At 63.4% G+C, this 22,722-nt stretch carries 20 protein-coding genes and 1 rRNA gene; 14 read left to right on the top strand and 7 right to left on the bottom strand.

What is annotated here, in order from left to right; genetic code table 11:
- Window positions 1-100: 100 nt before the first annotated feature.
- Window positions 101-1,090 carry a quinone oxidoreductase family protein gene (locus tag HV765_RS11545; RefSeq protein ID WP_054427402.1) on the bottom strand — a complete coding sequence of 330 codons (990 nt, stop codon included), beginning with the start codon at window positions 1,088-1,090 and terminating at the stop codon, window positions 101-103.
- Between the two features lie 50 nt (window positions 1,091-1,140).
- Window positions 1,141-2,121 (bottom strand): DMT family transporter, encoded by a 981-nt coding sequence (locus HV765_RS11540; protein WP_054427401.1) that lies wholly within the window; start codon window positions 2,119-2,121, stop codon window positions 1,141-1,143.
- Between the two features lie 75 nt (window positions 2,122-2,196).
- Here HV765_RS11540 and HV765_RS11535 point away from each other — a divergent pair, with 75 nt between their 5' ends.
- From HV765_RS11535 to HV765_RS11515, 5 genes are all read left to right on the top strand, one after another.
- Window positions 2,197-3,093 carry a DMT family transporter gene (locus tag HV765_RS11535; RefSeq protein WP_175169777.1) on the top strand — a complete coding sequence of 299 codons (897 nt, stop codon included), beginning with the start codon at window positions 2,197-2,199 and terminating at the stop codon, window positions 3,091-3,093.
- 31 nt (window positions 3,094-3,124) lie between these two features.
- Window positions 3,125-3,631 (top strand): MarR family winged helix-turn-helix transcriptional regulator, encoded by a 507-nt coding sequence (locus HV765_RS11530; protein ID WP_054427399.1) that lies wholly within the window; start codon window positions 3,125-3,127, stop codon window positions 3,629-3,631.
- Window positions 3,632-3,737: 106 nt separating this feature from the next.
- Window positions 3,738-5,141 carry an efflux transporter outer membrane subunit gene (locus tag HV765_RS11525; RefSeq protein WP_054427398.1) on the top strand — a complete coding sequence of 468 codons (1,404 nt, stop codon included), beginning with the start codon at window positions 3,738-3,740 and terminating at the stop codon, window positions 5,139-5,141.
- Window positions 5,142-5,163: 22 nt separating this feature from the next.
- Window positions 5,164-6,357: an HlyD/EmrA/EmrK family protein gene (locus tag HV765_RS11520; RefSeq protein WP_175169776.1), complete on the top strand. Its 1,194-nt coding sequence runs from the start codon at window positions 5,164-5,166 to the stop codon at window positions 6,355-6,357.
- Window positions 6,354-7,973, top strand: coding sequence for a DHA2 family efflux MFS transporter permease subunit (locus tag HV765_RS11515; protein WP_254600535.1), 1,620 nt, complete (start codon window positions 6,354-6,356; stop codon window positions 7,971-7,973). Before HV765_RS11520 ends, HV765_RS11515 begins: the two co-directional genes overlap by 4 nt.
- Window positions 7,974-8,009: 36 nt before the next feature.
- Here the strand turns inward: HV765_RS11515 and HV765_RS11510 are convergent, their stop codons facing one another.
- From HV765_RS11510 to HV765_RS11500, 3 genes are all read right to left on the bottom strand, one after another.
- Window positions 8,010-8,996, bottom strand: coding sequence for a hypothetical protein (locus HV765_RS11510; RefSeq protein WP_054427396.1), 987 nt, complete (start codon window positions 8,994-8,996; stop codon window positions 8,010-8,012).
- A 35-nt stretch (window positions 8,997-9,031) separates the two neighbouring features.
- A complete protein-coding gene (locus HV765_RS11505) occupies window positions 9,032-10,099 on the bottom strand; it encodes a tartrate dehydrogenase (protein WP_054427395.1) in 1,068 nt (355 codons plus the stop codon).
- A gap of 118 nt (window positions 10,100-10,217) precedes the next feature.
- Window positions 10,218-11,750 carry a helicase HerA-like C-terminal domain-containing protein gene (locus HV765_RS11500; RefSeq protein ID WP_175169775.1) on the bottom strand — a complete coding sequence of 511 codons (1,533 nt, stop codon included), beginning with the start codon at window positions 11,748-11,750 and terminating at the stop codon, window positions 10,218-10,220.
- Window positions 11,751-11,910: 160 nt separating this feature from the next.
- Between HV765_RS11500 and HV765_RS11495 the strand changes: the two genes are divergently transcribed.
- From HV765_RS11495 to HV765_RS11465, 7 genes are all read left to right on the top strand, one after another.
- Entirely contained in the window at window positions 11,911-12,642 is a 732-nt protein-coding gene (locus HV765_RS11495) for a YebC/PmpR family DNA-binding transcriptional regulator (protein ID WP_054427393.1), read from the top strand.
- A 120-nt stretch (window positions 12,643-12,762) separates the two neighbouring features.
- A complete protein-coding gene (gene purD / locus HV765_RS11490) occupies window positions 12,763-14,070 on the top strand; it encodes a phosphoribosylamine--glycine ligase (protein ID WP_054427392.1) in 1,308 nt (435 codons plus the stop codon).
- A 13-nt stretch (window positions 14,071-14,083) separates the two neighbouring features.
- Entirely contained in the window at window positions 14,084-14,995 is a 912-nt protein-coding gene (gene hemF, locus HV765_RS11485; protein WP_175169774.1) for an oxygen-dependent coproporphyrinogen oxidase, read from the top strand.
- Complete coding sequence (gene nadD / locus HV765_RS11480; protein ID WP_175169773.1) at window positions 14,992-15,579, top strand: nicotinate (nicotinamide) nucleotide adenylyltransferase; 588 nt, start codon at window positions 14,992-14,994, stop codon at window positions 15,577-15,579. The genes hemF and nadD overlap by 4 nt, the downstream gene beginning before the upstream one ends.
- A 73-nt stretch (window positions 15,580-15,652) precedes the next feature.
- Window positions 15,653-16,057 carry a ribosome silencing factor gene (gene rsfS, locus HV765_RS11475; protein ID WP_175169772.1) on the top strand — a complete coding sequence of 135 codons (405 nt, stop codon included), beginning with the start codon at window positions 15,653-15,655 and terminating at the stop codon, window positions 16,055-16,057.
- Between the two features lie 9 nt (window positions 16,058-16,066).
- Entirely contained in the window at window positions 16,067-16,537 is a 471-nt protein-coding gene (gene rlmH, locus HV765_RS11470; RefSeq protein WP_050449060.1) for a 23S rRNA (pseudouridine(1915)-N(3))-methyltransferase RlmH, read from the top strand.
- Between the two features lie 34 nt (window positions 16,538-16,571).
- On the top strand, window positions 16,572-17,195 hold the full coding sequence (locus HV765_RS11465) for a Maf family protein (protein ID WP_175169771.1): 624 nt from the start codon (window positions 16,572-16,574) through the stop codon (window positions 17,193-17,195).
- An 81-nt stretch (window positions 17,196-17,276) separates the two neighbouring features.
- On the opposite strand, the gene HV765_RS11460 is transcribed toward HV765_RS11465, so the two are convergent.
- Window positions 17,277-18,614 (bottom strand): dicarboxylate/amino acid:cation symporter, encoded by a 1,338-nt coding sequence (locus HV765_RS11460; RefSeq protein WP_054427387.1) that lies wholly within the window; start codon window positions 18,612-18,614, stop codon window positions 17,277-17,279.
- A gap of 407 nt (window positions 18,615-19,021) precedes the next feature.
- On the opposite strand from HV765_RS11460, the gene HV765_RS11455 reads away from it, so the two are divergent.
- On the top strand, window positions 19,022-20,881 hold the full coding sequence (locus HV765_RS11455) for a sensor histidine kinase (RefSeq protein WP_175170000.1): 1,860 nt from the start codon (window positions 19,022-19,024) through the stop codon (window positions 20,879-20,881).
- On the top strand, window positions 20,878-22,317 hold the full coding sequence (locus HV765_RS11450) for a sigma-54-dependent transcriptional regulator (protein WP_254600534.1): 1,440 nt from the start codon (window positions 20,878-20,880) through the stop codon (window positions 22,315-22,317). The genes HV765_RS11455 and HV765_RS11450 overlap by 4 nt, the downstream gene beginning before the upstream one ends.
- A gap of 188 nt (window positions 22,318-22,505) precedes the next feature.
- Here the strand turns inward: HV765_RS11450 and rrf are convergent.
- A 5S ribosomal RNA gene (rrf, locus tag HV765_RS11445) occupies window positions 22,506-22,618 on the bottom strand.
- Between the last annotated feature and the right edge of the window lie 104 nt (window positions 22,619-22,722).

Genomic DNA, 22,722 nt, shown 5'->3' with positions numbered 1-22,722 from the left:
AAAAGGCCAGGCAAGCCGCGTGTGACGCGTATTGCCTGGCCTTGGACTTGTCCGCTTGCGGCCCTGATTCAGGGTTCAAGCGAACAAGGGCCGATGCGAATCAGTCCAGCATCAGCACCGTGGCGCCCGTGGTCTTGCGCGAGGCCAGCGCGGTCTGCGCTTCGCCTGCTTGTTCCAGCGTGTAGCGCTGGTCGATACGAACCTTGATCTTCTTCTTCAGGACCAGGTCAAACACTTCTTCGGAAGCCGCTTGCAGTTTTTCCAGCGTGTTCACGTGCACGCCCAGCGACGGACGCGTGACGTACAGGCTGCCCTTCTGGTTCAGCACGGCCAGGTTGACGCCGGCCACCGGGCCAGACGCGTTGCCGAAGCTGACCATCAGGCCGCGCGGCTCGATGCAGTCCAGCGAGGTTTCCCACGTGTCCTTGCCCACGCCGTCATACACCACCGGCACCTTCTTGCCGCCGGTCAGTTCCAGCACGCGCTCGGCCACGTTTTCACGCGAGTAGTCGATGGTTTCCCATGCGCCGTTGGCGCGGGCCAGTTCGGCCTTTTCGGGGCTGGAGACGGTGCCGATCAGCTTCACGCCCAGGGCCTTGGCCCACTGGCAAGCGATCAGGCCCACGCCGCCTGCGGCCGCATGGAACAGAATCGTTTCACCGCCTTGCAGGCGATAGGTCTGACGGAACAGGTATTGCACCGTCAGGCCCTTCAACATCAGCGCGGCGGCTTCGTCGAAACCAATGCCCTTGGGCACCTTGACGACCTGCTGGGCAGGCACGTTGCGGGCCTTGGCGTAGGCGCCGATCGGGCTTTGGCCATAGGCGACGCGGTCGCCCTTCTTCAGGTGTTTGACGTCAGCGCCCACGGCCGTCACCACGCCGGCGGCTTCGAAGCCCAGGCCATGCGGCAGCGGATGGGGATACAAGCCCGTGCGGAAATAGATATCGATGAAATTCAGGCCGGCGGCGTGCTGCTCGATCGTGACTTCATTGGCGGCGGGCGGCGGAACTTCCACCTCGACCAGCTTCAGGACTTCGGGACCACCGTGCTGCTCGATACGAATTGCCTTGACGAGATTGCTGGCCATGCTGGCCTCCTTTCATTGAAATTAATGCGAACCATCGGGAAAATCGGGCGTCACCGCGGCGGCGTTCCGGCCTCGCGCGTGGGCGCGGGTGCGGGTTTGGGGCCGCCGCCCATCAATGCGAATACGCCGGTCAACACCAGCGCGGTTCCCGCCATCTGCCACACCGTGATGGGCTCGTTCAGGAACCACGACGCCAGGAATAGCACTGACACCGGCCCCATCATGCCCAGCAGCGACGCCGTGGGCGCGCCGATCAACGACACCGCCCACATCAGCATGAAGACCGGCACGACCGTATTCAGTGTGGCGTGGATCACGGAATATCCGTAAACCCCCATCGGCTGGATCAGCATCGACGGAGGGTGAATCACGAAAAACTGGATGATGCAGGCCACGCACGACACGAGCATGGCGTAAGCCACCAACCGCGTCGGCCCCACCCGCTTGATCAGTTCGCCGGAACAAATCAGGTACACAGAATAGCTTGCCGCCGAACCAAAAACGAACAAAGACCCTAACAGCACCTCGCCGCCCCCGCCAAAGGACAGGTCGTGGGCAAACACCAGCACCACGCCCGCGTAAGACAGCACCATGGCCATCCATTGGCGGCGTTCAACCGGGCGCTTGAACCAGAACGCGGACAGCAGCACGACAAGCGACGGCGACAGGAACAGGATCAGCCGTTCCAGGCTGGCCGTGATGTAGCGCAGCCCCAGAAAGTCCAGGAAGCTCGACAGGTAATAACCCAGCAGGCCCAGCACGATGACCTGGGCACGTTCCTTATTGGTCATCACCACGATTTCGCCGCGCGCGGCCCGGCGCGACTGATGCCAGGCCACCGCGGCGAAGAACGGCATGGCGAACAGCATGCGAAAGGCGATGAGCGTCACCGCGTCGATGCCGTAGCGATAGGTGAATTTGACGACGATCGCTTTCGCTGAAAACAGCACCGCGCCAAGCGTCGCCATGAGGATTCCGGCCGCGCGGCCGGACGGGAGCGAGAGCGGCAAAAGCTTGGCGATACGATTCATGCGATGATTTTAAATTCAGTGCAATCCGATTTGCACGCTCAAACTACGCTTTTTGGCATCCACCGCCCCCCTCGCATGACCCGACAACGCGCTCTGACCTCTATACATATTGCCGCCGTGCTGTTCGGCCTGACCGGCGTTTTCGGGGAGTTGATACAAGCCAGCGCCGCCGTCATCACGCTGGGCCGGGCCGTCTTCGCGGTGATTGCGCTGGGGATATTCGCCCGCCTGCGCCGCCAGCCCCTGATGGGCGTGCTGACGCCCGCACAACTGTTCGTGCTGGTGATCGCCGGTGCGCTGCTCGCGGCGCACTGGGTCACCTTCTTCATTTCGGTCAAAGTGGGCGGCATCGCGATCGCTACCTTGGGCTTTGCCAGCTTCCCGGCCTTCATCACGCTATTCGAGGGCCTGCTGTTCCGCGAACGCATCCGCGCGGTGGAATGGATGTTGTTGGGTCTGGTCACCGCCGGTCTGGTGCTGGTTACGCCGTCGTTTGACTTCGCGGACCAGGGCACTATCGGCCTGGCCTGGGGCCTGCTTTCCGGGCTGACCTTCGCGTTATTGGCGCTGAGCAACCGCCGCTCGGCCTCGGGCATGGACCCGATGCAGGTCGCCTGCTGGCAGAACGTGGTGGTGGCGCTGGTCATGGTGCCGTTCGCCGTGGGCCAGTTGCCCGCCCTGCCGGCGGTGGATTGGTTCTGGCTGGCGTTGCTGGGCGTGTTCTGCACAGGCCTGTCGCACTACCTGTTTGTCTCCAGCCTGACGCAGTTGAACGCGCGCAGCGCCGGGCTGGTGATTGCGCTCGAACCGGTCTACGCCATCGCCTTTGCCTGGATGCTGTTCAGCCAGCAGCCCACGCCGCGCATGATTGCGGGCGCCGTGCTGATCGTGGCCGCCATCGTTTTATCGGGGTTGCGCAAGAGCCCAACGGCCGACGCCGACGCGGAAGCCGTCGCAAAATCACAGCCTTGACAATAACTGACTAGGCAGTAAAATTCGGCGCATGAATGCCGAAACTTCCCCGCCGTCGTCAGAAACTCCCGTCCATTACCGCAGTGATAACCGCTGCATGGCGGAAGACAACGCTGGTTATTTGATCAAGCTGGCCTATCACTCCCTGACCCGGATGCTGGACCAGGAAATGGCCCCGCTTGGCCTGACCGCCATGCAGTGGCGCCCCCTGGCCATGGTCTATCTGGGCCGCGCCGATACGCCCGCCGAACTGGCGCGGTTGAACGACATGGACACCGGCGCCATGACCCGCGCGCTGGATCGGTTAGAGGCTAAAGGCCTGCTGCGCCGTAACCGCAGCCAGCAAGACCGCCGCGTCGTGAAGATAGAACTGACCGAACTCGGCGAAGCCATGGCGCGTGAAATCCCCCCCAATATCGCCCGTTCGCTCAACCACCATCTGCGTGGTTTCACGGCGGACGAAGTCACCCAGCTGATGCATTTCATGCGTCGCATGATCGCCAACGGTTCCGCTTCCGGCTCGGCTCCCGAACGCTGACGACGATCATCCCGCCTGCCCTCCCCCCGTGCCTGGGGGTTTTATTTGGCATAATATTTGCCTAGGCAAATACAGATTAATCAATTACTTTCAGCAAACAGTCAGGATGAAACGCCTTCTTTCTACCGTATTGGTGCTGGCCCTGAGCGGTTGCGCACTGATGGAGCCCGGCTCCGAGCCCGTTGCCGCGCTGGATGCGGCCAAGCTGGGGCTGACGGGCCACGACACGGCCTGGCCCGAGACACAATGGTGGCAGCGCTACGGCGACAGCCAGCTCAATGCGCTGATGGACGAAGCGCTGGCCAACAGCCCGTCCATGAGCGCTGCACAGGCCCGCCTGGCCAAGGCCAACGCCGCCGTCAGCACCGCACGCGCCCCGCTGATGCCGCGCGTGGATGCCGATTACACGTTGACCCGCGAACACCTTTCCTCGGACTACATCTACCCCGCGCCGTTGGGCGGCTCCGTCGTCAGCGACAACCGGCTGGCGCTGGATTTCAGCTACGAGCTTGATTTCTGGGGCAAGAACCGGTCGCGCCTGCAATCGGCGGTGTCCGAACGCGAAGCCGCTACCGCCGATGCGCAAGCCGCCCGCAACATGCTGGCCAGCGCCACCGTCCGCGCCTACCTGAACCTGCAAAATGCCTTCGCCCAGCGCGACGTGCTCAAGCGCGTGATCGCGCAGCGCGCCGACGTGCTGTCGCTGACGCAAGGGCGTTACAGCGCCGGCCTGGATACGCAGGTGGAAGTGAAGCAGGCGGAATCGTCGCTGGCTGCCGGCCGCGTGGAACTGACCCAGACCGAGACGACGCTGGCGCAATTGCGCAACCAGGTAGCCGCGCTGACAGGCGCAGGCCCGCAACGGGGCCAATCGCTGGTTGCCGTGGACCTGACCGCCCCCGCTGGCGTGGTGCCCACCGACATTCCGCTGGACCTGCTGGGCCACCGCCCCGACGTCGTCGCCTCGCGCTGGCGCGCCGAAGCGGCCCGTAGCGCCATCGACACCGCCAAGGCCGAGTTCTATCCCAACGTGAACCTGACCGCGTTCGCCGGCTTCCAGGCCTTGGGCACGGGCAATCTGCTGGGCGCCGCCGCGCGCACCGCAGGTTTCGGCCCGGCCATCACGTTGCCGATCTTCCATGGCGGCGAGCTCAACGCCAATCTGGCCGGCCGCCGCGCCGACGCCGACCTGGCCGTGTCTGACTACAACCAGGCAGTGCTGGACGCCGTGCATCAAGTGGCCGACGCGCTGGACGGCCTGCGTTTGCTGGACCAGGAACGCGCCCAACAGCGCCAGGCGCGTGAGGCCATCGAGGCCGCCTACGACCTGGCGGTCAACCGCTACAAGGCCGGCTTGGGCAACTACATCACCGTGCTCATCGCGCAAACCGGCGTGCTGACCCAAGCCCGCCTGGATACCGACCTGCGCATCCGCGCTTATCAGCTCGACGCCAACCTGGCCAACGCGCTGGGCGGCGGCTACGCCCCCGCCACGACCTCCATTCATTGAACGATCCCCGGATTCAGACGTCATGAACGCTGCCACCCCCACCACCAACCCCGCCCGCAAACGCCTGATGCTGCTGGCGACCGGCGTCTTCATTCTGGTCGCCATCGCCTACGGCATCTGGTGGCTCTTGTTTGGCGCCCACTTTGAAAGCACCGACGACGCCTACGTGCACGGCAACCTCGTGCAGATCACACCGCAAGTGCCGGGCACCGTTGTCGCCATCGAAGCCGACGACACCGAAACCGTCACCGCCGGCCAGCCGCTGATACGGCTGGACTCTGCCGACACCGACATCGCGCTGCAGCAGGCCCAGGCCAAACTGGCGCAGATGGTGCGTCAGGTTCGTACGTATTACGTCCAGAACGACGCGCTGGCTGCCGATGTCGACCTGCGCAACGCCGACATCCTGCGCGCCCAGGCCGAACTGACCCGCGCGCAAAGCGACGTCAGCCGCCGCCAGCAATTGGCGAAATCCGGTGGCGTCAGCGGTGAAGAAATCCTCCACGCCGAAGCCGCTTTGAAGTCCGCGCAATCTGGTCTGGCGCAAGCCAAGGCCGCCCTGGCCGCTTCGCGCGCCAAGCTGGCGACCAACCAGGCGCTGACGCAAGGCACGACAGTGGCCAATCACCCAGATGTGCTGCAAGCCGCAGCCGGCCTGCGCAACGCGTGGCTGGCGCAGTCGCGCACGGTACTGCCCGCGCCGGTAAGCGGTGTCATCGCCCGCCGCAGCGCGCAGGTGGGCCAGCGCGTCGCCCCCGGCAATGCGCTGATGACGGTGGTGCCGCTGGATCAGGTGTGGGTGGAAGCCAACTTCAAGGAAGGCCAGCTACGCAAGATGCGCATTGGCCAGCCGGTGAAGATGGTGGCCGACCTGTACGGCAGCTCGGTGACTTATCACGGCAAGATCTCCGGCCTGGACGCCGGTACCGGCAGCGCCTTCGCCCTGCTGCCCGCTCAGAACGCCACCGGCAACTGGATCAAGGTGGTGCAGCGCGTACCCGTGCGCATCACGCTGGACCCCGAAGACCTGAAGTCGCACCCGCTGCGCGTGGGCTTGTCGATGGACGTGGAAGTCGACGTCGGCCAACAAGAAGGCGAGCCGCTGACGCAAGCCGTGCGCAATGAGCCGGCATGGTCGACGCGCGCCTTCGACCCGGCGCACGGCGAAGTCGACACCATGATCAACAAGATCATCGAAGACAACCTGGCATCATGAGCACGACCGCCCAGCCCGCGGGCGCAGGCGCGCCCCCCGCCGAACCCGCCCGCCCGCCGGGCACTTATCCGCCGCTGGAAGGCGCGACCCGCATCATTGGGTCCATCGCGCTGTCCACGGCGGTGTTCATGAACGTGCTGGACACCTCGATCGCGAACGTGTCCATTCCCACCATCTCGGGCGATCTTGGCGTCAGTTCCAGCCAAGGCACCTGGGTGATCACGTCGTTCGCCGTCGCCAACGCCATCACGGTGCCGTTGACCGGCTGGCTGACGCAGCGCTTCGGGCAGGTCCGGCTATTCCTGATCTCGACCCTGCTGTTCGTGCTGGCCTCGTGGCTGTGCGGTTTTTCGCCATCACTGGAAGCGTTGATCGCCTTCCGCGTGCTGCAAGGCGCGGTGGCCGGCCCGATGATCCCGCTGTCGCAAACGCTGATGCTGGCCAGCTTCCCGAAGTCCAAGGCGGGCATGGCGCTGGCGGTCTGGTCCATGACCACACTGGTCGCGCCCGTGGCCGGGCCCTTGCTGGGCGGCTGGATTTCCGACAACTACACCTGGCCGTGGATCTTCTACATCAACGTGCCGGTCGGCCTGCTGGCGGCCTGGATCAGCTGGCGCATCTACGGCAACCGCGAATCGATGACCCGCAAGCTGCCCATCGACAAGCTGGGCCTGGTGTTGCTGGTGGTGTGGGTGGGCGCCTTGCAAATCATGCTGGACAAGGGCAAAGAGCTGGACTGGTTTGCCAGCCCGACCATCATTGCGCTGGCCGCCACGGCTTTTGTAGCCTTCGTCTTCTTCCTGATCTGGGAGCTGACCGATGCCCACCCCGTTGTGGACTTGCGCCTGTTCAAGATACGTAACTTCACGGTGGGCGCGCTGACATTGGCGGTGGCCTACGGCGTGTTCTTCGGAAACGTGGTGCTGTTGCCCCTGTGGCTGCAAAGCAATATGGGCTACACCGCCACCTACGCCGGCCTGGTGACGGCGCCCGTGGGCTTGTTGGCGATATTGCTAACGCCGCTGGTGGGCAAGATGCTGGCCACGCGTGACCCGCGCCAGATTGTGACGGTAGCGTTCCTGATCTTCGCGCTGGTCTGCTTCATGCGGTCGGGTTTCAACACCCAGACGGATGTGCGCACGCTGATGCTGCCGACCATCATCCAGGGCGCGGCCATGGCGGCGTTCTTCGTGCCGCTGACATCGATCACGCTGTCCAGCATTGAGCCATGGCGCATCCCGGCGGCCTCGGGCCTGTCGAACTTCCTGCGGCTGACCGCAGGCGCATTCGGCACGTCCATCGCGACCACGCTGTGGGAAAACCGCGCCACCATGCACCACGCCCAACTGACCGAGATCGCCAAGCCCGGCCAGCAAGCGTTCGACCAGACCATGAACACGCTGCAAAACGGCATGGGCCTGTCGCACCAGCAAGCGCTGACGATGGTGGACGGGCTGGTCAACGCGCAGGCGTTCACGATGTCCGCCGTGGACGTGTTCTACGCTTCGGCGATCATCTTCCTGATGCTGACGGGGTTGGTGTGGTTTGCGCGCCCCCGGTCAACGAAGGCAGGTGCGGGTGGCGGTGCGGCCGAAGCGGCGGCGGGCGCGCATTAAGGCGCAGCACGATGCTTCAAAAAAAAGAGCGCCTTGTCAGGCGCTCTTTTCATTGGCCACGCTGTCTTTAAGCAGCGCATGCCAATCCATGCGTTCGATGATGTCAGCCGACAAGGCGCTGACGGGCGACAAATTGAATACCGACAAGCCGCGCGCGCGCCATTGTGCTGACGCAAACCGGAACGACGGTTCAATCAGGTGGGCGAACTTGCGCGCCAGACGGCTCGTCTGAGGGTTCGCGCCTTCGTCGTAGAAGCGCAGGCCATGCTGCACGGTCAGGTCAAGTCCATGCACGTACACCTGGCGCGCGCCGCTGGACATCAGCACCTGCAACGCGGCATAGGCCACCGTGTCGGCGTCGAACACGCCCAGCGAGGCGTCAAAGCTGTAACCCAGGCCTTGCTTGGCGTCCAGCAATTGCACGTCAGGCGTGGCGGCGGCAATCCGCTTGAGCATGGCGGGCGCGGCAGTACGCTGATAGGCGCGCTCGGAGATCAGTTCGATGACGCAGATGCGGCAGCGGATCTGATCCTGGGGAATGCCTTGCATGATGTAGCGCAGCACTTCGGGGAACACGTACAGCGTCAGGTCGCGGCTGACGATTTCGCGCACGAGCTCGATGCGATCCCGCACGAAATTTTGGTCGATGATGCAGTAATACTTGAACTTCAGGTCGAACTTGCGAGCCAGCGCAATGGCGCCATTGACGCCCATTGCCGCACCAATTTCCAGCTGATCGTAGGGAATCTCGGCGACCGAAGGGCCGCTCAGGATCAGATGCACGGTTTCATCGGCGGGGTCGTACCCTTGCGCCAGCGGGGTGATGGGCAGCGAGCGGCCAAAGGCCCGGAAACCGCAAATCGCCCCCGACCGGTCCCGCCAGATGCGCACGAAAGGCCACAGATGCTGGTTGTGACGTTGCGTGCGGGATCGCAGCAGGCGGAACAGCTTGCGTACGAATCGGTCGGCCCGGCCGCCGCCCACATGGGCGGCGGCGGAAGAAGGAACGATTGAGTTTTCCATCTACTAGCCAGATTGGCCGTACTCGCTAAATGCGCTTAACCCGCAGAAATCAGCGACGCAATCGCGTTGCCAACGTCGACAGTCGACGCGTTGCCTTTCATGTCCCGGGTGCGCGGGCCATCGGCCAACACAGTTTCGATCGCCTTGACCACAGCGGCCGACGCTTCCGGGTACCCCAGAAAATCAAGCATCAGTGCGCCGCTCCAGATCTGCCCGATCGGGTTGGCGATGCCCTTGCCATAAATGTCCGGCGCCGAACCGTGCACCGGTTCGAACAGCGACGGGAACTTGCGCTCGGGGTTCAGGTTTGCCGACGGAGCAATGCCAATCGTTCCCGTGCAGGCCGGGCCCAGATCGGAAAGGATGTCGCCGAACAAGTTGGAAGCCACGACCACGTCGAACCAGTCAGGATGTTGCACGAAATGCGCGCACAAGATATCGATGTGGTATTTGTCCCAGCGAACGTCCGGATAGTTCCCGGCCATATCGGCCACGCGCTCGTCCCACCACGGCATCGAAATGGAAATGCCGTTGGATTTGGTGGCGGCGGTCAGGTGCTTGCCGCGCTTCTGGGCCAGTTCAAACGCGAACTTCAGCACACGATCCGCGCCAATGCGCGTAAATACGCTTTCCTGAATGACGACTTCGCGCTCCGTCCCTTCGAACAGGCGGCCGCCGCTATTGGAGTATTCGCCTTCCGTGTTTTCGCGGACGATGAAGAAATCAATGTCGCCCGGCTTGCGGTCTGCGAGCGGCGACGGTACGCCGGGCATCAGGCGCACTGGCCGCAAATTGATGTATTGGTCAAATTCGCGACGGAATTTGAACAGCGAACCCCACAGCGCTTCGTGATCCGGCACCGTGGCGGGCCAGCCGATCGAACCGAAGAAAATCGCCTCATGCTGACCGATCTGCGCCTTCCAGTCGTCCGGCATCATCTTGCCGTGCTGGGCGTAATAGTCGCAGCTCCAATCGAAATGATCCCACTGGAATTCGATGCCGAAGCGCGTCGCCACGGCATCTAGCACCTTCAACCCTTCCGGCACGACCTCTTTGCCAATACCGTCTCCTGGAATCACCGCTATCTTGTGTTTCTTAGCCACCACGTTTCCTTAATTTTCCTTTGATAGAACGCCCAGAATCATAGGCATAAACCGCCGCAGCGCAACACCCCCGTTACAAATCGACGGGGCTTATTCTGCTGACGATTACGCGGGACGTTCAGCGGCGGCCCTTCGACCCCAGCAATGAACCCAGCAAGCCGCGCGTGAGCTCCCGCGCAATCGAGCGGACGGTGCTCTTGGCCATGGTCTGCACCACGCCGTCGCGCTTGCCGCCTCGTGGCCCGGTCGAGCCGAACAGGACGTCGTTCAGGCTGTCCATCAGGCCGCCGCCGGACTCCTCGGCGGGCGCCGGAGCGCCACCGGGCTGCGCCGGCGCCTTGGCGCCCGGCTGCCCAGGCTGCCCCACCGGCACCGCAGCGCGCCCGGCCAGGACTTCATAGGCCGAATCGCGGTCAATGGCTTTTTCGTACTTCGCGGCCATCGGGCTGCCCTGGCGCAAGACCTGGCGTTCCGCATCGGTGGCCGGGCCGATCCGGCTGGCGGGCGGCACGATATACGCGCGTTCGGTCGGCATCGGGCGGCCCTTGGCGTCCAGCAGGGATACCAGCGCCTCGCCCACACCCAGTTCGGTGATGGCGGCTTCGATATCCAGCCCCGGATTGGGGCGCATCGTCTGGGCGGCCGTTTTCACGGCCTTCTGGTCGCGCGGCGTAAAGGCCCGCAAGGCGTGCTGGACGCGGTTGCCCAACTGGCCCAGCACGGTATCGGGAATATCAAGCGGATTCTGCGTGACGAAGTAAACGCCCACGCCCTTGGAACGCACCAGGCGCACGACCTGCTCGATCTTTGTCAGCAGCGCCGCCGGGGCGTCGTTGAACAGCAGATGGGCTTCGTCGAAGAAAAAGACCAGCTTGGGCTGATCCATGTCGCCCACTTCCGGCAGCTTTTCATACAGATCAGCCAGCAGCCAGAGCAGAAAGATGGCGTACAGGCGCGGGGCCTGCATCAGCTTGTCGGCAGCCAGTACGTTGACCATGCCCCGGCCCTGGGCGTCCGTGCGCATCAGGTCGGCCACGTCCAGCATCGGTTCGCCGAAGAATTTTTCCGCGCCTTGGGACTCCAGCGCCAACAAGCCGCGCTGGATGGCGCCGACGCTGGCGGACGACACGTTGCCATAGCGGGTTTTGAGTTCGGCCGAGCGATCCGCCACGTTCTGAAGCATGGCGCGCAGGTCTTTCAAATCCAGCAGCAATTGGCCTTCATCGTCGGCCACCTTGAATACCAGCGTCAGTACGCCTTCCTGTGTGTCATTCAATTCCAGGATGCGGGACAGCAACAGCGGCCCCATATCCGTAATGGTGGCGCGCACGGGCAAGCCCTGCTCGCCGAACACGTCCCACAGGGTGACGGGGCTGGCGCCCCAGACCGGTTCCGACAGGCCCAGGCTCTTTAACCGCTCGCTCAGCTTGGGGCTCGCCGCCCCCGCCTGGGAAATGCCGGTCAGGTCGCCTTTGACGTCGGCCATGAATACCGGCGTGCCGATCCGGGAAAAAGACTCCGCCAGCACTTGCAGCGTGACGGTTTTGCCGGTGCCCGTGGCGCCGGTGATGCATCCGTGGCGATTGGCCAGCGCAGGCAGCAGCGCCAACTCGGTCTGCGCGTTCTTGGCGATGACGATGGGGTTGGGCATGTGCAGCACTCCGGACCAGGGATCAAAAAGATGCCCAAGTGTAGAGCTTGCCGCGCGCCTTGTGCGCGTGGCAATAAGGACACAGGCAAGACAGCGCCGGGCGCGCAGGCCGCCGTCACGGTAAAATGCCTTTTTTTCAGACAATTTATCCTGGGAAGCCATGGCCGGACACAGCAAATGGGCCAATATTCAGCACCGCAAAGGGCGTCAAGACGCCAAGCGCGGAAAGCTCTGGACCAAGATCATTCGTGAAATTACCGTGGCGGCGCGCGCCGGCGGCCCCGACCCGGACAGCAATCCGCGCTTGCGCATGGCCTGGGACAAGGCCACTGACGCCAACATGCCCAAGGACAACATCCAGCGCGCCATCCAGCGTGGCGCGGGCGGCGCAGACGGCGACGCCTACGAGGAAGTCCGCTACGAAGGCTACGGCATCGGCGGCGCGGCAGTCATTGTCGACTGCATGACCGACAATCGCACCCGCACCGTGGCGGAAGTGCGCCACGCCTTCGCCAAGAACGGCGGCAACCTGGGCCAGGAAGGCTCGGTGGCCTTCATGTTCAAGCACTGCGGCCAATTCGTGTTCGCCCCCGGCACGCCCGAAGACAAGGTCATGGAAGCCGCACTCGACGCGGGCGCCGAAGACGTCACGACTGACGACGAAGGAGTGATCGAAGTCGTTTGCGCGCCGGCCGATTACGCCGCGGTTCGCAAGGCGTTCGACGACGCTGGCCTGAAGGCCGAAGTGGATGGCATCGTCATGAAGGCCCTGAACGAAACCGAGCTGGCCGGCGAAGACGCCATCAAGATGCAGAAACTGCTCGACGCCCTGGAAGGCCTGGACGACGTGCAGGAAGTCTATACCACTGTCATTTTCGACGAAGCGCAGTAAATCCCACCGTCCTGGCCGGGCGGCATCCGCCGTCTTGCCAGGGTGATATTCGGACCCGGAATGTCTCGGGTCCGTTGCCTTCTCCACGGGCTAGAGTGGCAACCTTCAGAATCACGCAACATGAAACTCCTGGTAATTGGCTCGGGCGGCCGCGAACATGCCCTCGCCTGGCGGCTCGCCCGCTCCCCGCGCGTACACAAGGTGTATGTCGCCCCGGGTAATGGCGGCACGCAACGGGCCGAGCAGATGGAAAACATCCCGCTCACCAATGCCGAGGAATTGGCCGATTTCGTCCAGCGCGAAGGCATCGCACTGACGGTCGTTGGCCCGGAAGCCCCGCTGGCCTCGGGTGTCGTGGACGTGTTCCGCGCCCGCGGCCTGAAGATATTCGGCCCCACCAAGGCCGCCGCGCAGCTGGAAAGCTCGAAGGACTACGCCAAGGCCTTCATGGTCCGGCACAACATCCCGACGGCGCGCTACGCCACCTTCACCGACCCGGTCCAGGCCCACGCCTATATTGACCAGGAAGGCGCCCCCATCGTCATCAAGGCCGACGGCCTGGCTGCCGGCAAGGGCGTCGTCGTGGCCGCTACGCTCGAAGAGGCGCACGCCGCCGTCGACGCGATGCTGGGCGACGGCTCGATGGGCGCCGCTGGTGCGCGCGTCGTCATCGAAGAATGCCTGGTGGGCGAAGAAGCCAGCTTCATCGTCATGTGCGATGGCCGCAACGTGCTGGCCCTGGCCACCAGCCAGGACCACAAGCGTCTGCAAGACGGCGACCAGGGTCCCAACACGGGCGGCATGGGCGCGTATTCGCCCGCGCCGATCGTCACGCCGGAACTGCACCACCGCATCATGCGCGAAATCATCCTGCCGACGGTGCAGGGCATGACGCGCGACGGCATCCCCTACACCGGCTTCCTGTACGCTGGCCTGATGATCGCCCCGGGCGATGATCCCGACCGCGAAATCAAGACGCTGGAATTCAATTGCCGCATGGGCGATCCGGAAACGCAGCCGATCATGATGCGCGTCAAGAGCGACCTGCTGGACGCGCTTGAACACGCCGTGGACGGCACGCTGAACCAGGCCGACATCGTCTGGGACCGCCGCACCGCGCTGGGCGTCGTGCTGGCCTCGCACAACTACCCGAACACGCCGCGCACCGGCGACGTCATCCGCGGCCTGCCCGCCGACGCCGAAGACTGCATGGTCTTCCACGCCGCCACGGAATTGGTCGGCGAAGACACGAAGACCACCGGCGGCCGCGTGCTGTGCGTGACGGCATTGGGCGACTCGGTCAAGATGGCCCGCGACCGCGTGTACGAAGCCATCGACGGCATCCACTTCGATGGCCGCCAGTACCGCAGCGACATCGGTTGGCGCGCGCTGAAGCCGTCGCAGCAAAAACCCAAGTCCAACGCGTAACCGGAAAGCGCTGATGAACGCCTTGCCCGTCACGACTGTCCGCGACTATCTCACCGGCTTGCAAGCCCGCATCGTCGCGGCTTTGGAAGACGCGGAAGGCGGCGCCTTCCGCGCCGATGAATGGGTGCGGCCCGAAGGCGGCGGCGGTTTGTCGCGCCTGCTGGAAGGCGGCAAGCTGTTCGAACGGGCGGGTGTGCTGTTCAGCCACGTCACGGGCACGAAACTGCCCCCGTCGGCCAGCGCCCACCGGCCCGAGCTTGCTGGCCGCAGCTGGGAAGCCATGGGCGTTTCCATGGTGCTGCATCCGCGCAACCCCTATGTGCCGACCACGCACATGAACGTGCGCATGTTCGTCGCCGCGGCCCGCCCGGGCCACGACGAATCCGACGTCTTCTGGTTCGGCGGCGGCATCGACCTGACGCCCTACTATCCTTTCGAAGAAGACGCCCGGCAGTTCCATACGGTGTGCCGCGACGCGTTGGCCAGCCACGGCCCCGACTACTACCCGCGCTACAAACGCTGGTGCGATGAATACTTCTTTCTGAAGCACCGCAACGAAACGCGAGGCATCGGCGGCATTTTCTTTGACGACCTGAACGCCCCGGGCTTCGATGCCTCGTTCGCCTTGACCCGTTCAGTTGGCGATGCGTTCCTGGACAGCTACCTGCCCATCGTCGAACGCCGCCGCACGTTGCCGTATTCGGAACGCGAGCGCGATTTCCAGGCTTACCGCCGGGGCCGCTACGTCGAGTTCAATCTGGTCTTCGACCGCGGCACGCTGTTCGGCCTGCAATCCGGCGGCCGGACGGAATCGATCCTGCTGTCGATGCCGCCGCTGGCGCAATGGCGTTACGACTGGCAGCCAGAGGCGGGCACGCCCGAGGCCGAGCTCGCCGCCTATCTGACGCCACGGGATTGGGTTTGAAGCGCATCGGTCTCTTGGGCGGCAGTTTCGACCCCGTCCACATCGCCCACATCGCGCTGGCGCAGAACGCTTTGGACACGCTGCGGCTCACCGGCGTGGAACTGATCCCCGCCGCCAACCCGTGGCAGCGCGCGGCCTTGCACGCCACGGGCGATGAACGCTGCGACATGCTGGAACTGGCCATCGCCGGCCACGACGGATTAAGCGTCAACCCCATCGAAATCGAACGCGGTGGCGCAACCTACACCATCGACACGCTGCGCGCCCTGCCCCAGGACGCACGCTATGTCTGGCTGCTGGGCGCTGACCAATTGGCCAATTTCTGCACGTGGCACCACTGGCGCGACATCGCCAGCCTGGTGGATTTGGCCGTGGCCACCCGCCCCGGCACCCCGTTGACGCCGCCGGCCGAATTGGCCGCCTGCCTGCAAGAACAGGGCCGCCTGCTGGAAGAGCTGCCGTTTTCACCCATGGCGGTTTCCGCTTCCGACATCCGCCGGCGTCTGGCCGCGGGCGAATCCACTGAAGGCCTGCTGGCCCCGTCGGTCGCCGCCTATATTGCGGCGCACCAACTTTACCGATAAACCTCACCCGCCGGGCGCTGAAAGCGTCACGGAGCCGGCATCCGCCGTCCGTCCGCGGGTTATATTTGCAGCTATGGATATAACGAAACTCCAACGCGCCGTCATCGATGCCCTCGAAGACGTCAAGGCGCAAGACATCAAGGTCTACAACACCACGCATCTGACGAGTCTGTTTGATCGCGTCGTGATTGCCAGCGCCACCTCCAACCGCCAAACCCGCGCGCTCGCTTCCAGCGTGGCTGATCGCGGCCGCTCGCTCGATCTCTCGGGCATCACGATCGAAGGCGAAGACACCGGTGAATGGGTCGTCGTCGACTTGGGCGACATGGTCGTGCACATCATGCAACCGGCCATCCGCCAGTACTACAACCTGGAAGAAATCTGGGGCGGCAAGCCGGTGCGCGTGAAGCTGCTGCCGGAATCGACGCGCGTTGCGCCGATCCCGACCGACAGCAACTACGACGACGTCGACCACTGAGTCTTTGCCGTGAAATTGATCGTTGCGGCCGTAGGCACTCGGATGCCGGACTGGGTAGAGACTGCCTGGGCCGATTACGCCAAGCGCCTGCCCGCCGATTGCGCGCTGGAACTGCGCGAAATCAAGCCTGAACCCCGCACCACCGGCAAGACGCCCGCGCAGATGATGGCGGCGGAAGCCAAGCGCATCGAAGCCGCTTTGCCGGCCGGTGCGCTGCGCCTGGCGCTGGACGAGCGCGGGCGCGACCTCACCACCATGGCTCTGTCGCAAAAGCTGGAACAGTGGCGGGCTGGCGGGCAAGACGTGGCTTTTCTCGTCGGCGGGCCAGACGGTCTGGATGCCGACCTGAAAGCCTCGTGCAGCGGTCAGCTTCGGCTGTCTTCGCTGACGCTGCCGCATCCCATGGTGCGCGTGGTGCTGGCCGAACAGCTCTATCGCGCCTGGGCCATCATGACCAACCACCCCTATCACCGCGCCTGACCGCTAGCCGGGCCGGCGCCCACTTCGCTGACGCATGCCCCACTCCGCCGACACCCCCACCCCAGCCCGTCTTTACCTTGCCTCGGCCAGCCCGCGGCGGCGTGAATTGCTGACTCAGATAGGCTTGGCGCACGAGGTCTTGCGCGTTCCCGCCCCGCCCGGCGAAGACGAACCCCAGCATCCGGGCGAAAGCGCCGCCGATTATGTGCAGCGCACCGCCCGCGACAAAGCCCTGCGCGGCCGCGATTGGATGCACGCCCAAGGCTTGCCGCCCCTGCCCTTGCTGGCCGCGGACACGACGGTGATTCTTAACGGCAACGTGCTGGGCAAGCCGGCCGACCACGATGACGCCATCCGCATCCTGCGGGCCTTGTCGGGCGCAGCACACGAAGTCCATACCGCCGTCGCCGTGTGGACGGGCGAGCAGCTGCTGGAAGCCGTCTCCATTACCGAAGTCCGTATGCGCGATCTTCACGACGACGAGATTGCCCGTTACTGCGACAGCGGCGAACCCTTCGGCAAGGCCGGCGCCTATGGCATTCAGGGCTTGGCCGGCACCTTCATCTCGCACATCTCCGGCAGCTACACCGGTGTGATGGGTTTGCCACTATTCGAAACGGCTAACCTGCTTCGCGCAGCGGGTATCCAGACGCCCTGAACGCGTTGCCTTTGAAATGAAAAACCCCCGAGGTCTTCCGGACCTCGGGGGATTTTTCATTGCAAGAACGGATACGGCGCGTTAGGCAGTATGGCTAAGCGTTGGCTGCGCTTCGTTGACCGCCGCAGCGGGCGGCACCTGGCCGTCCAGCGCGGCGTGCAACTGCTCTTGGTCCAATTCGCCTTCCCAGCGCGCGACCACGACAGCGGCGGTGGCATTGCCGACCAGGTTCGTCAGCGCGCGGCATTCCGACATGAACCGGTCCACGCCCAGAATCAGCGTCATCCCTGCGATCGGCACGGACGGCACAACCGACAAGGTCGCAGCCAGGGTGATGAAGCCCGCGCCCGTGACGCCAGCCGCGCCCTTGGAGCTGAGCATCGCAACCGCCAGCAGCAGGATCTGGTCGCCCAAGGACAAGGGAATGTCACACGCCTGCGCGATGAACAACGCGGCCATCGTCATGTAGATGTTGGTGCCGTCCAGGTTGAACGAGTACCCGGTGGGCACCACCAGGCCAACCACCGACTTCGAACACCCGGCGCGTTCCATCTTCTGCATCAGGGTGGGCAACGCCGCTTCGGACGAGCTTGTGCCCAGCACCAGCAACAATTCTTCGCGGATGTAGCGCACCAGCTTCAAAATCGAAAAGCCGTTGTAGCGCGCGACCAAGCCCAGAATCACCACGACGAACAGCACCGACGTCGCGTAGAACGTGCCCACCAGCATCGCCAGGTTCACGACCGACTTGATGCCGTATTTGCCAATGGTGAAAGCCATCGCGCCGAACGCGCCAATTGGCGCCGCCTTCATCAGGATGGCGACCAGTTTGAAGATCGGCTGGGCCAGCGCCGTCATGAAGTTCAGGATCGGCTTGCCGCGCTCGCCCACCATCGCCAGCGAAATACCGAACAGCACGGCCACAAACAGCACCTGAAGAATATCCCCACCCACGAACGGGCTGAAGATCGTCGTCGGGATGATGTTCATCAGGAAGCCGGTGATGGTCGAGTCGTGGGCCTTCGAGACAAAGGTCGCGACAGCCTTCTCGTCCAGCGTCTTCGGATCAATGTGCATCCCTGCGCCCGGCTGGACCAGGTGGCTGACCAGCATGCCTACGATCAAAGCCAGCGTCGAGAAGATCAGGAAGTACAGCATGGCCTTGCCTGCCACGCGGCCCACCTTTTTCAGGTCGCTCATGGCGGCAATACCCGAGGCCACGGTCAGGAAAATCACCGGTGCGATGATCATCTTCACCAGCTTGATGAAGGCGTCGCCCAGCGGCTGCATCTGCTGGCCGAGTTCTGGCTTGAATGCTCCCAGCAGCACGCCGACGATGATGGCGAAAATCACCTGGACATACAGGATTTGATAGAACTTGAGCTTGCGCGCAGGCGCGCCTTGATCCACGTCGATCATTGGGTTTTGTCCCCACCAATGCTCCTTGCCCCGAGCGGCTAGCGCAGCGGGCGACGGAGCGTTATCTGTTTTATGGCATTGCGTTATCGCCGCAAGCCCATTTCACCGTGCGTGCGGATGCCGCTCGGCTTGCATACCTATATGCAAGACGCGTGCCAGCATTGAATGGCTTGGCCCCATCGGCACAAGCCCTTGATAAGTCTGGCTATTTGTATTTGGCGATGGGGAATCGGTGTCTTGATCGAGCGGAATCTCGCACGAAAACAAGATAGAATGTGCGGAAAACCGCACACACCATGACTGACCCCTCGACTACTCCTCAAAGCAGCCGCCAAGGCTCGACGCATCCGGCTACGCGGGCGACTGCGCGGGTGTCATCGGGCGGCTCTTGGCCGTGGCGCGCAGTGATGATTCTGCTGGCCATCGCCATCGTGTTCGGCGTGCTGCATATCGCCACGCAATGGGCCCGCGATGGCGCGATCAAAACCGCCACCGTTCAGGCGCGCGCGGCGGGGCAGATCAATGCCGCGCTACTACGCAACAACCTGGACAAGTTCAGGGCGCTGCCTTTCGTGCTGACTCGCGATGTCGACGTGCGCGCGGCCTTGCAAGGAGCAAGCACCGCGCAGATCGAATCGTTGGATGACAAGCTCGATGCCTTGAGCCACGGGGTCGGCGCCTCCGCCATCTATCTGTTGGACCCCAAGGGGCTGGCCATCGCCGCCAGCAATTGGCGCGAACCCGCCACTTTCGTAGGCGTGGACTACCAGTTCCGGCCGTACTTCCAGCGCGCCGTCGCCAACGGTTCTGCGGAACACTTCGCGCTAGGTACGGTCAGCCACGAGGCCGGGCTGTACTTGTCGCGACGCATCGATGACATCAATGGCGCGCTGCTGGGCGTCATCGTATTGAAGGTCGATTTCCGTGACCTTGAATCCGACTGGCGCCAGTCCAGTGCGCCCATTTTTGTCACGGATGAGCACGGCGTGGTGCTGTTGGGCAGCATCCCGGATTGGCGCTTCGATGTGCTGGCGCCGCTTGCGCCCGACTTGGCCGAGCGCCTGCGTACGAGCCTGCAATTCGGCGACGCACGCTTCCAGTCCTTGCCTGTCACGCCGCCGCTGGCTCCAGCCAGCACCGGGCAATTGGTGCGTATCGACGACGCCTTGCCGACGCTGCCTAAAGGCGCGCCGCTATTGCACACGACCCTGCCCATCGCCGAGTCACCGGGCTGGACTTTGCACCTGCTGTCGCCCGTTCAGACGGCCATGAGCCAAGCCACCGCCAACGCCCAGCTGGGCGCGTTGCTGGCGCTGAGTCTGCTGGCCGCTGCAATTGGCATCGTGCTGTATCGGCGCCATCGCAATCGCGAACGCGCAGAACAACAGGCCGCCATCCAGGCCCAACTCGCCGCGCTGGTCGATGAACGCACCGCACAGCTGCGCGAAGTCAACGACCATCTGATGGATGAAATGGACGAACGCCAACGCGCCGAAGCGCGCTTGCACACTATGCAAGATGAGCTTGTACAGGCCAGCAAGCTTGCGCTGCTTGGCCAGGTCGCAGCGGGCGTCGCCCATGAAATCAATCAGCCCGTTGCCGCCATCCGAGCGTACGCAGACAACGCATTTGAGTTTTTGCGGCGCCAGGATTCCGGCTCCGCGCAGGAAAATTTGGGCACCATTGCTTCGCTGACAGAACGCATCGGGCACATCACGGGCGAATTGCGCGCATTCTCACGCAAGGCAGGCGCATCCGTCGGGCCGACCAGCCTGAAGGAAGCCTTGGACGGCGCGTTGCTGCTGGTCGGGCCACGCGCGCGACGCCAAGGCGTCACGCTGCAACGGCCGCCGGAAGATCAGGACGTTCTGGTCCGGGCCAACCGCATCCGGCTGGAACAAGTGCTGGTGAACTTGCTGCAAAACGCGCTGGAAGCATTGGAAGGTAAAGCGGATGGCCGCGTCGTGGTCGCGCTGCAAGACTTGGGCGCGACGGTTCAAATCCATGTCGCCGACAACGGCCCGGGGCTGTCCGACGCCGATCGCGCACGCCTGTTCATCCCCTTCCATACGACTAAACCGGAAGGCCTGGGGTTGGGCCTCGTCATCTGCCGCGACATCGTCACTGAATTTGGCGGAGAACTGCAAGCCGCCCACCCCAGCGATCCCGGCTTTCCTGCCCCTCATGGCCCGCAAACGGGCGCCATGTTCACCCTGACGCTGCGTAAGGCAGCTGCCGGACACCCCGTTTCGGCCACTCCGTCATGACTCGCTCACCTGCATCTTCTACCCCAATCCCCGCTTCAGCTTCCATTGATGTCGGCCTTCGCGCGCCCACTCCTCCTCACGTCGTGTTCATCGATGACGACGAGGAACTACGGCGCGCCAATGTCCAGACGTTGAAGTTGCACGGCATGACGGTCGACGCCCATGGCACGGCGCGTTCCGCGCTTCCCGTCTTGCACCGCGATTTTGACGGGGTAGTCGTGACCGATATCCGCATGCCCGATATCGATGGCCTGCAACTATTTCATCGTCTGCGTGATATTGACCCCGAGCTTCCCGTCATTCTCATTACCGGCCATGGCGATATTGCCACCGCCGTCCAGTGCATGCGTGACGGTGCCTACGACTTTCTGGCCAAACCCTACGCACCCGACAGGCTGACCACAGCGATCACACACGCCGCGGAAAAGCGTCGTCTGGTGCTGGAAAACCGGCGCCTGCGTGAAGCTGCGTTTGCGGTGGAAGCCGACGAAGTCCCCTTCATCGGCACCACGCCCGCCATGCAACGTATCAAACAAACGCTGCGCCATATTGCCGATGCGGATGTCGACGTGCTGGTTGAAGGGGAAACCGGCACCGGGAAGGAAGTGGTAGCGATGGCGTTGCATCGCCTGAGCCGCCGCCGGCACCGTGCGCTCGTCGCCATCAACTGTGGAGCTCTGCCCGAAAGCGTTATCGAAAGCGAATTGTTCGGGCACGAGGCCGGCGCCTTTACGGGCGCTCAAAAGAAGCGCATAGGCCGTATCGAACATGCCAGCGGCGGCACCTTGTTCCTGGACGAAATCGAAAGCATGCCGCTGGCCGTGCAAGTGAAGCTGCTGCGCGTGCTGGAGTCTCGGCAGATCACTCCGCTTGGCAGCAACGAGGTGCGCAATCTCGATCTGCGCGTCGTCGCCGCCACGAAGGAAGATCTGGGCAGCCCAGCTATCCGCAGCAAGTTCCGCGAAGACCTTTTCTACCGGCTCAATGTCGTCACGATCCGTATTCCGCCCCTGCGCGAACGCCGCGACGACATCCCTCTGTTGTTCGCGCATTACCTCGGCCACGCATCACGCCGCTTTCATCGCGATATTCCTGAGATGCCTGCCTCGATCAAACAGTATGTGATGACACATGACTGGCCTGGCAATGTGCGCGAACTCGCCCACTTTGCAGAGCGCGTCGTGCTGGGCGTTCTTAATACCCCAGCGGTCGATACCGTTCCCACAGCAAACGCAGCACAAAGCCTGCCAGAAAGAATGGAGCAATTCGAAGCCCAACTCATCCGAGATGCGTTGCAAACGCATCAGGGGGATATCAAAGCCACACTGGAAGCCTTGGGCATTCCCCGCAAGACCTTCTACGACAAGTTGCAAAGGCATGGCATTGACCGGCAACAATATCTGCGCGGGCCGTATCAAGCACCGCACCATCCGTAGCCATAGCGATAGCCGTAGCCGCAGCCAAAGGCAGGATTAATACCCGCGCCCATGCAAAAACCCCTCGCAGCGCCAGCTGCGAGGGGTTTTCTTTTAATCAATGCTCAATATCAATGGTCGAATCGTAAAAACCGAATCACCAAAGACAAAACCCCACAGGGTTACCTGTGGGGTTTTGCGGAATAAAAGCCTGACGATGACCTACTTTCACAGACGTCCGTCCACTATCATCGGCGCGAAGGCGTTTCACTGTCCTGTTCGGGATGGGAAGGAGTGGTACCACCTTGCTATGGTCGTCAGGCGTAACTGGTTGAGCTGCTGCGTGTTAACGCAACCGCTCCAATCTTGGAAGAAACACAACGTGTGGGTGATCAGAGGCTAGCTCGATGATCACGCACAAGGGGT

Source organism: Achromobacter kerstersii, from assembly GCF_902859595.1.
Lineage (GTDB): Bacteria > Pseudomonadota > Gammaproteobacteria > Burkholderiales > Burkholderiaceae_B > Achromobacter > Achromobacter kerstersii.
Note: the sequence above shows the minus strand (reverse complement) of the source record. Positions and strands in the feature narration are given on the sequence as shown.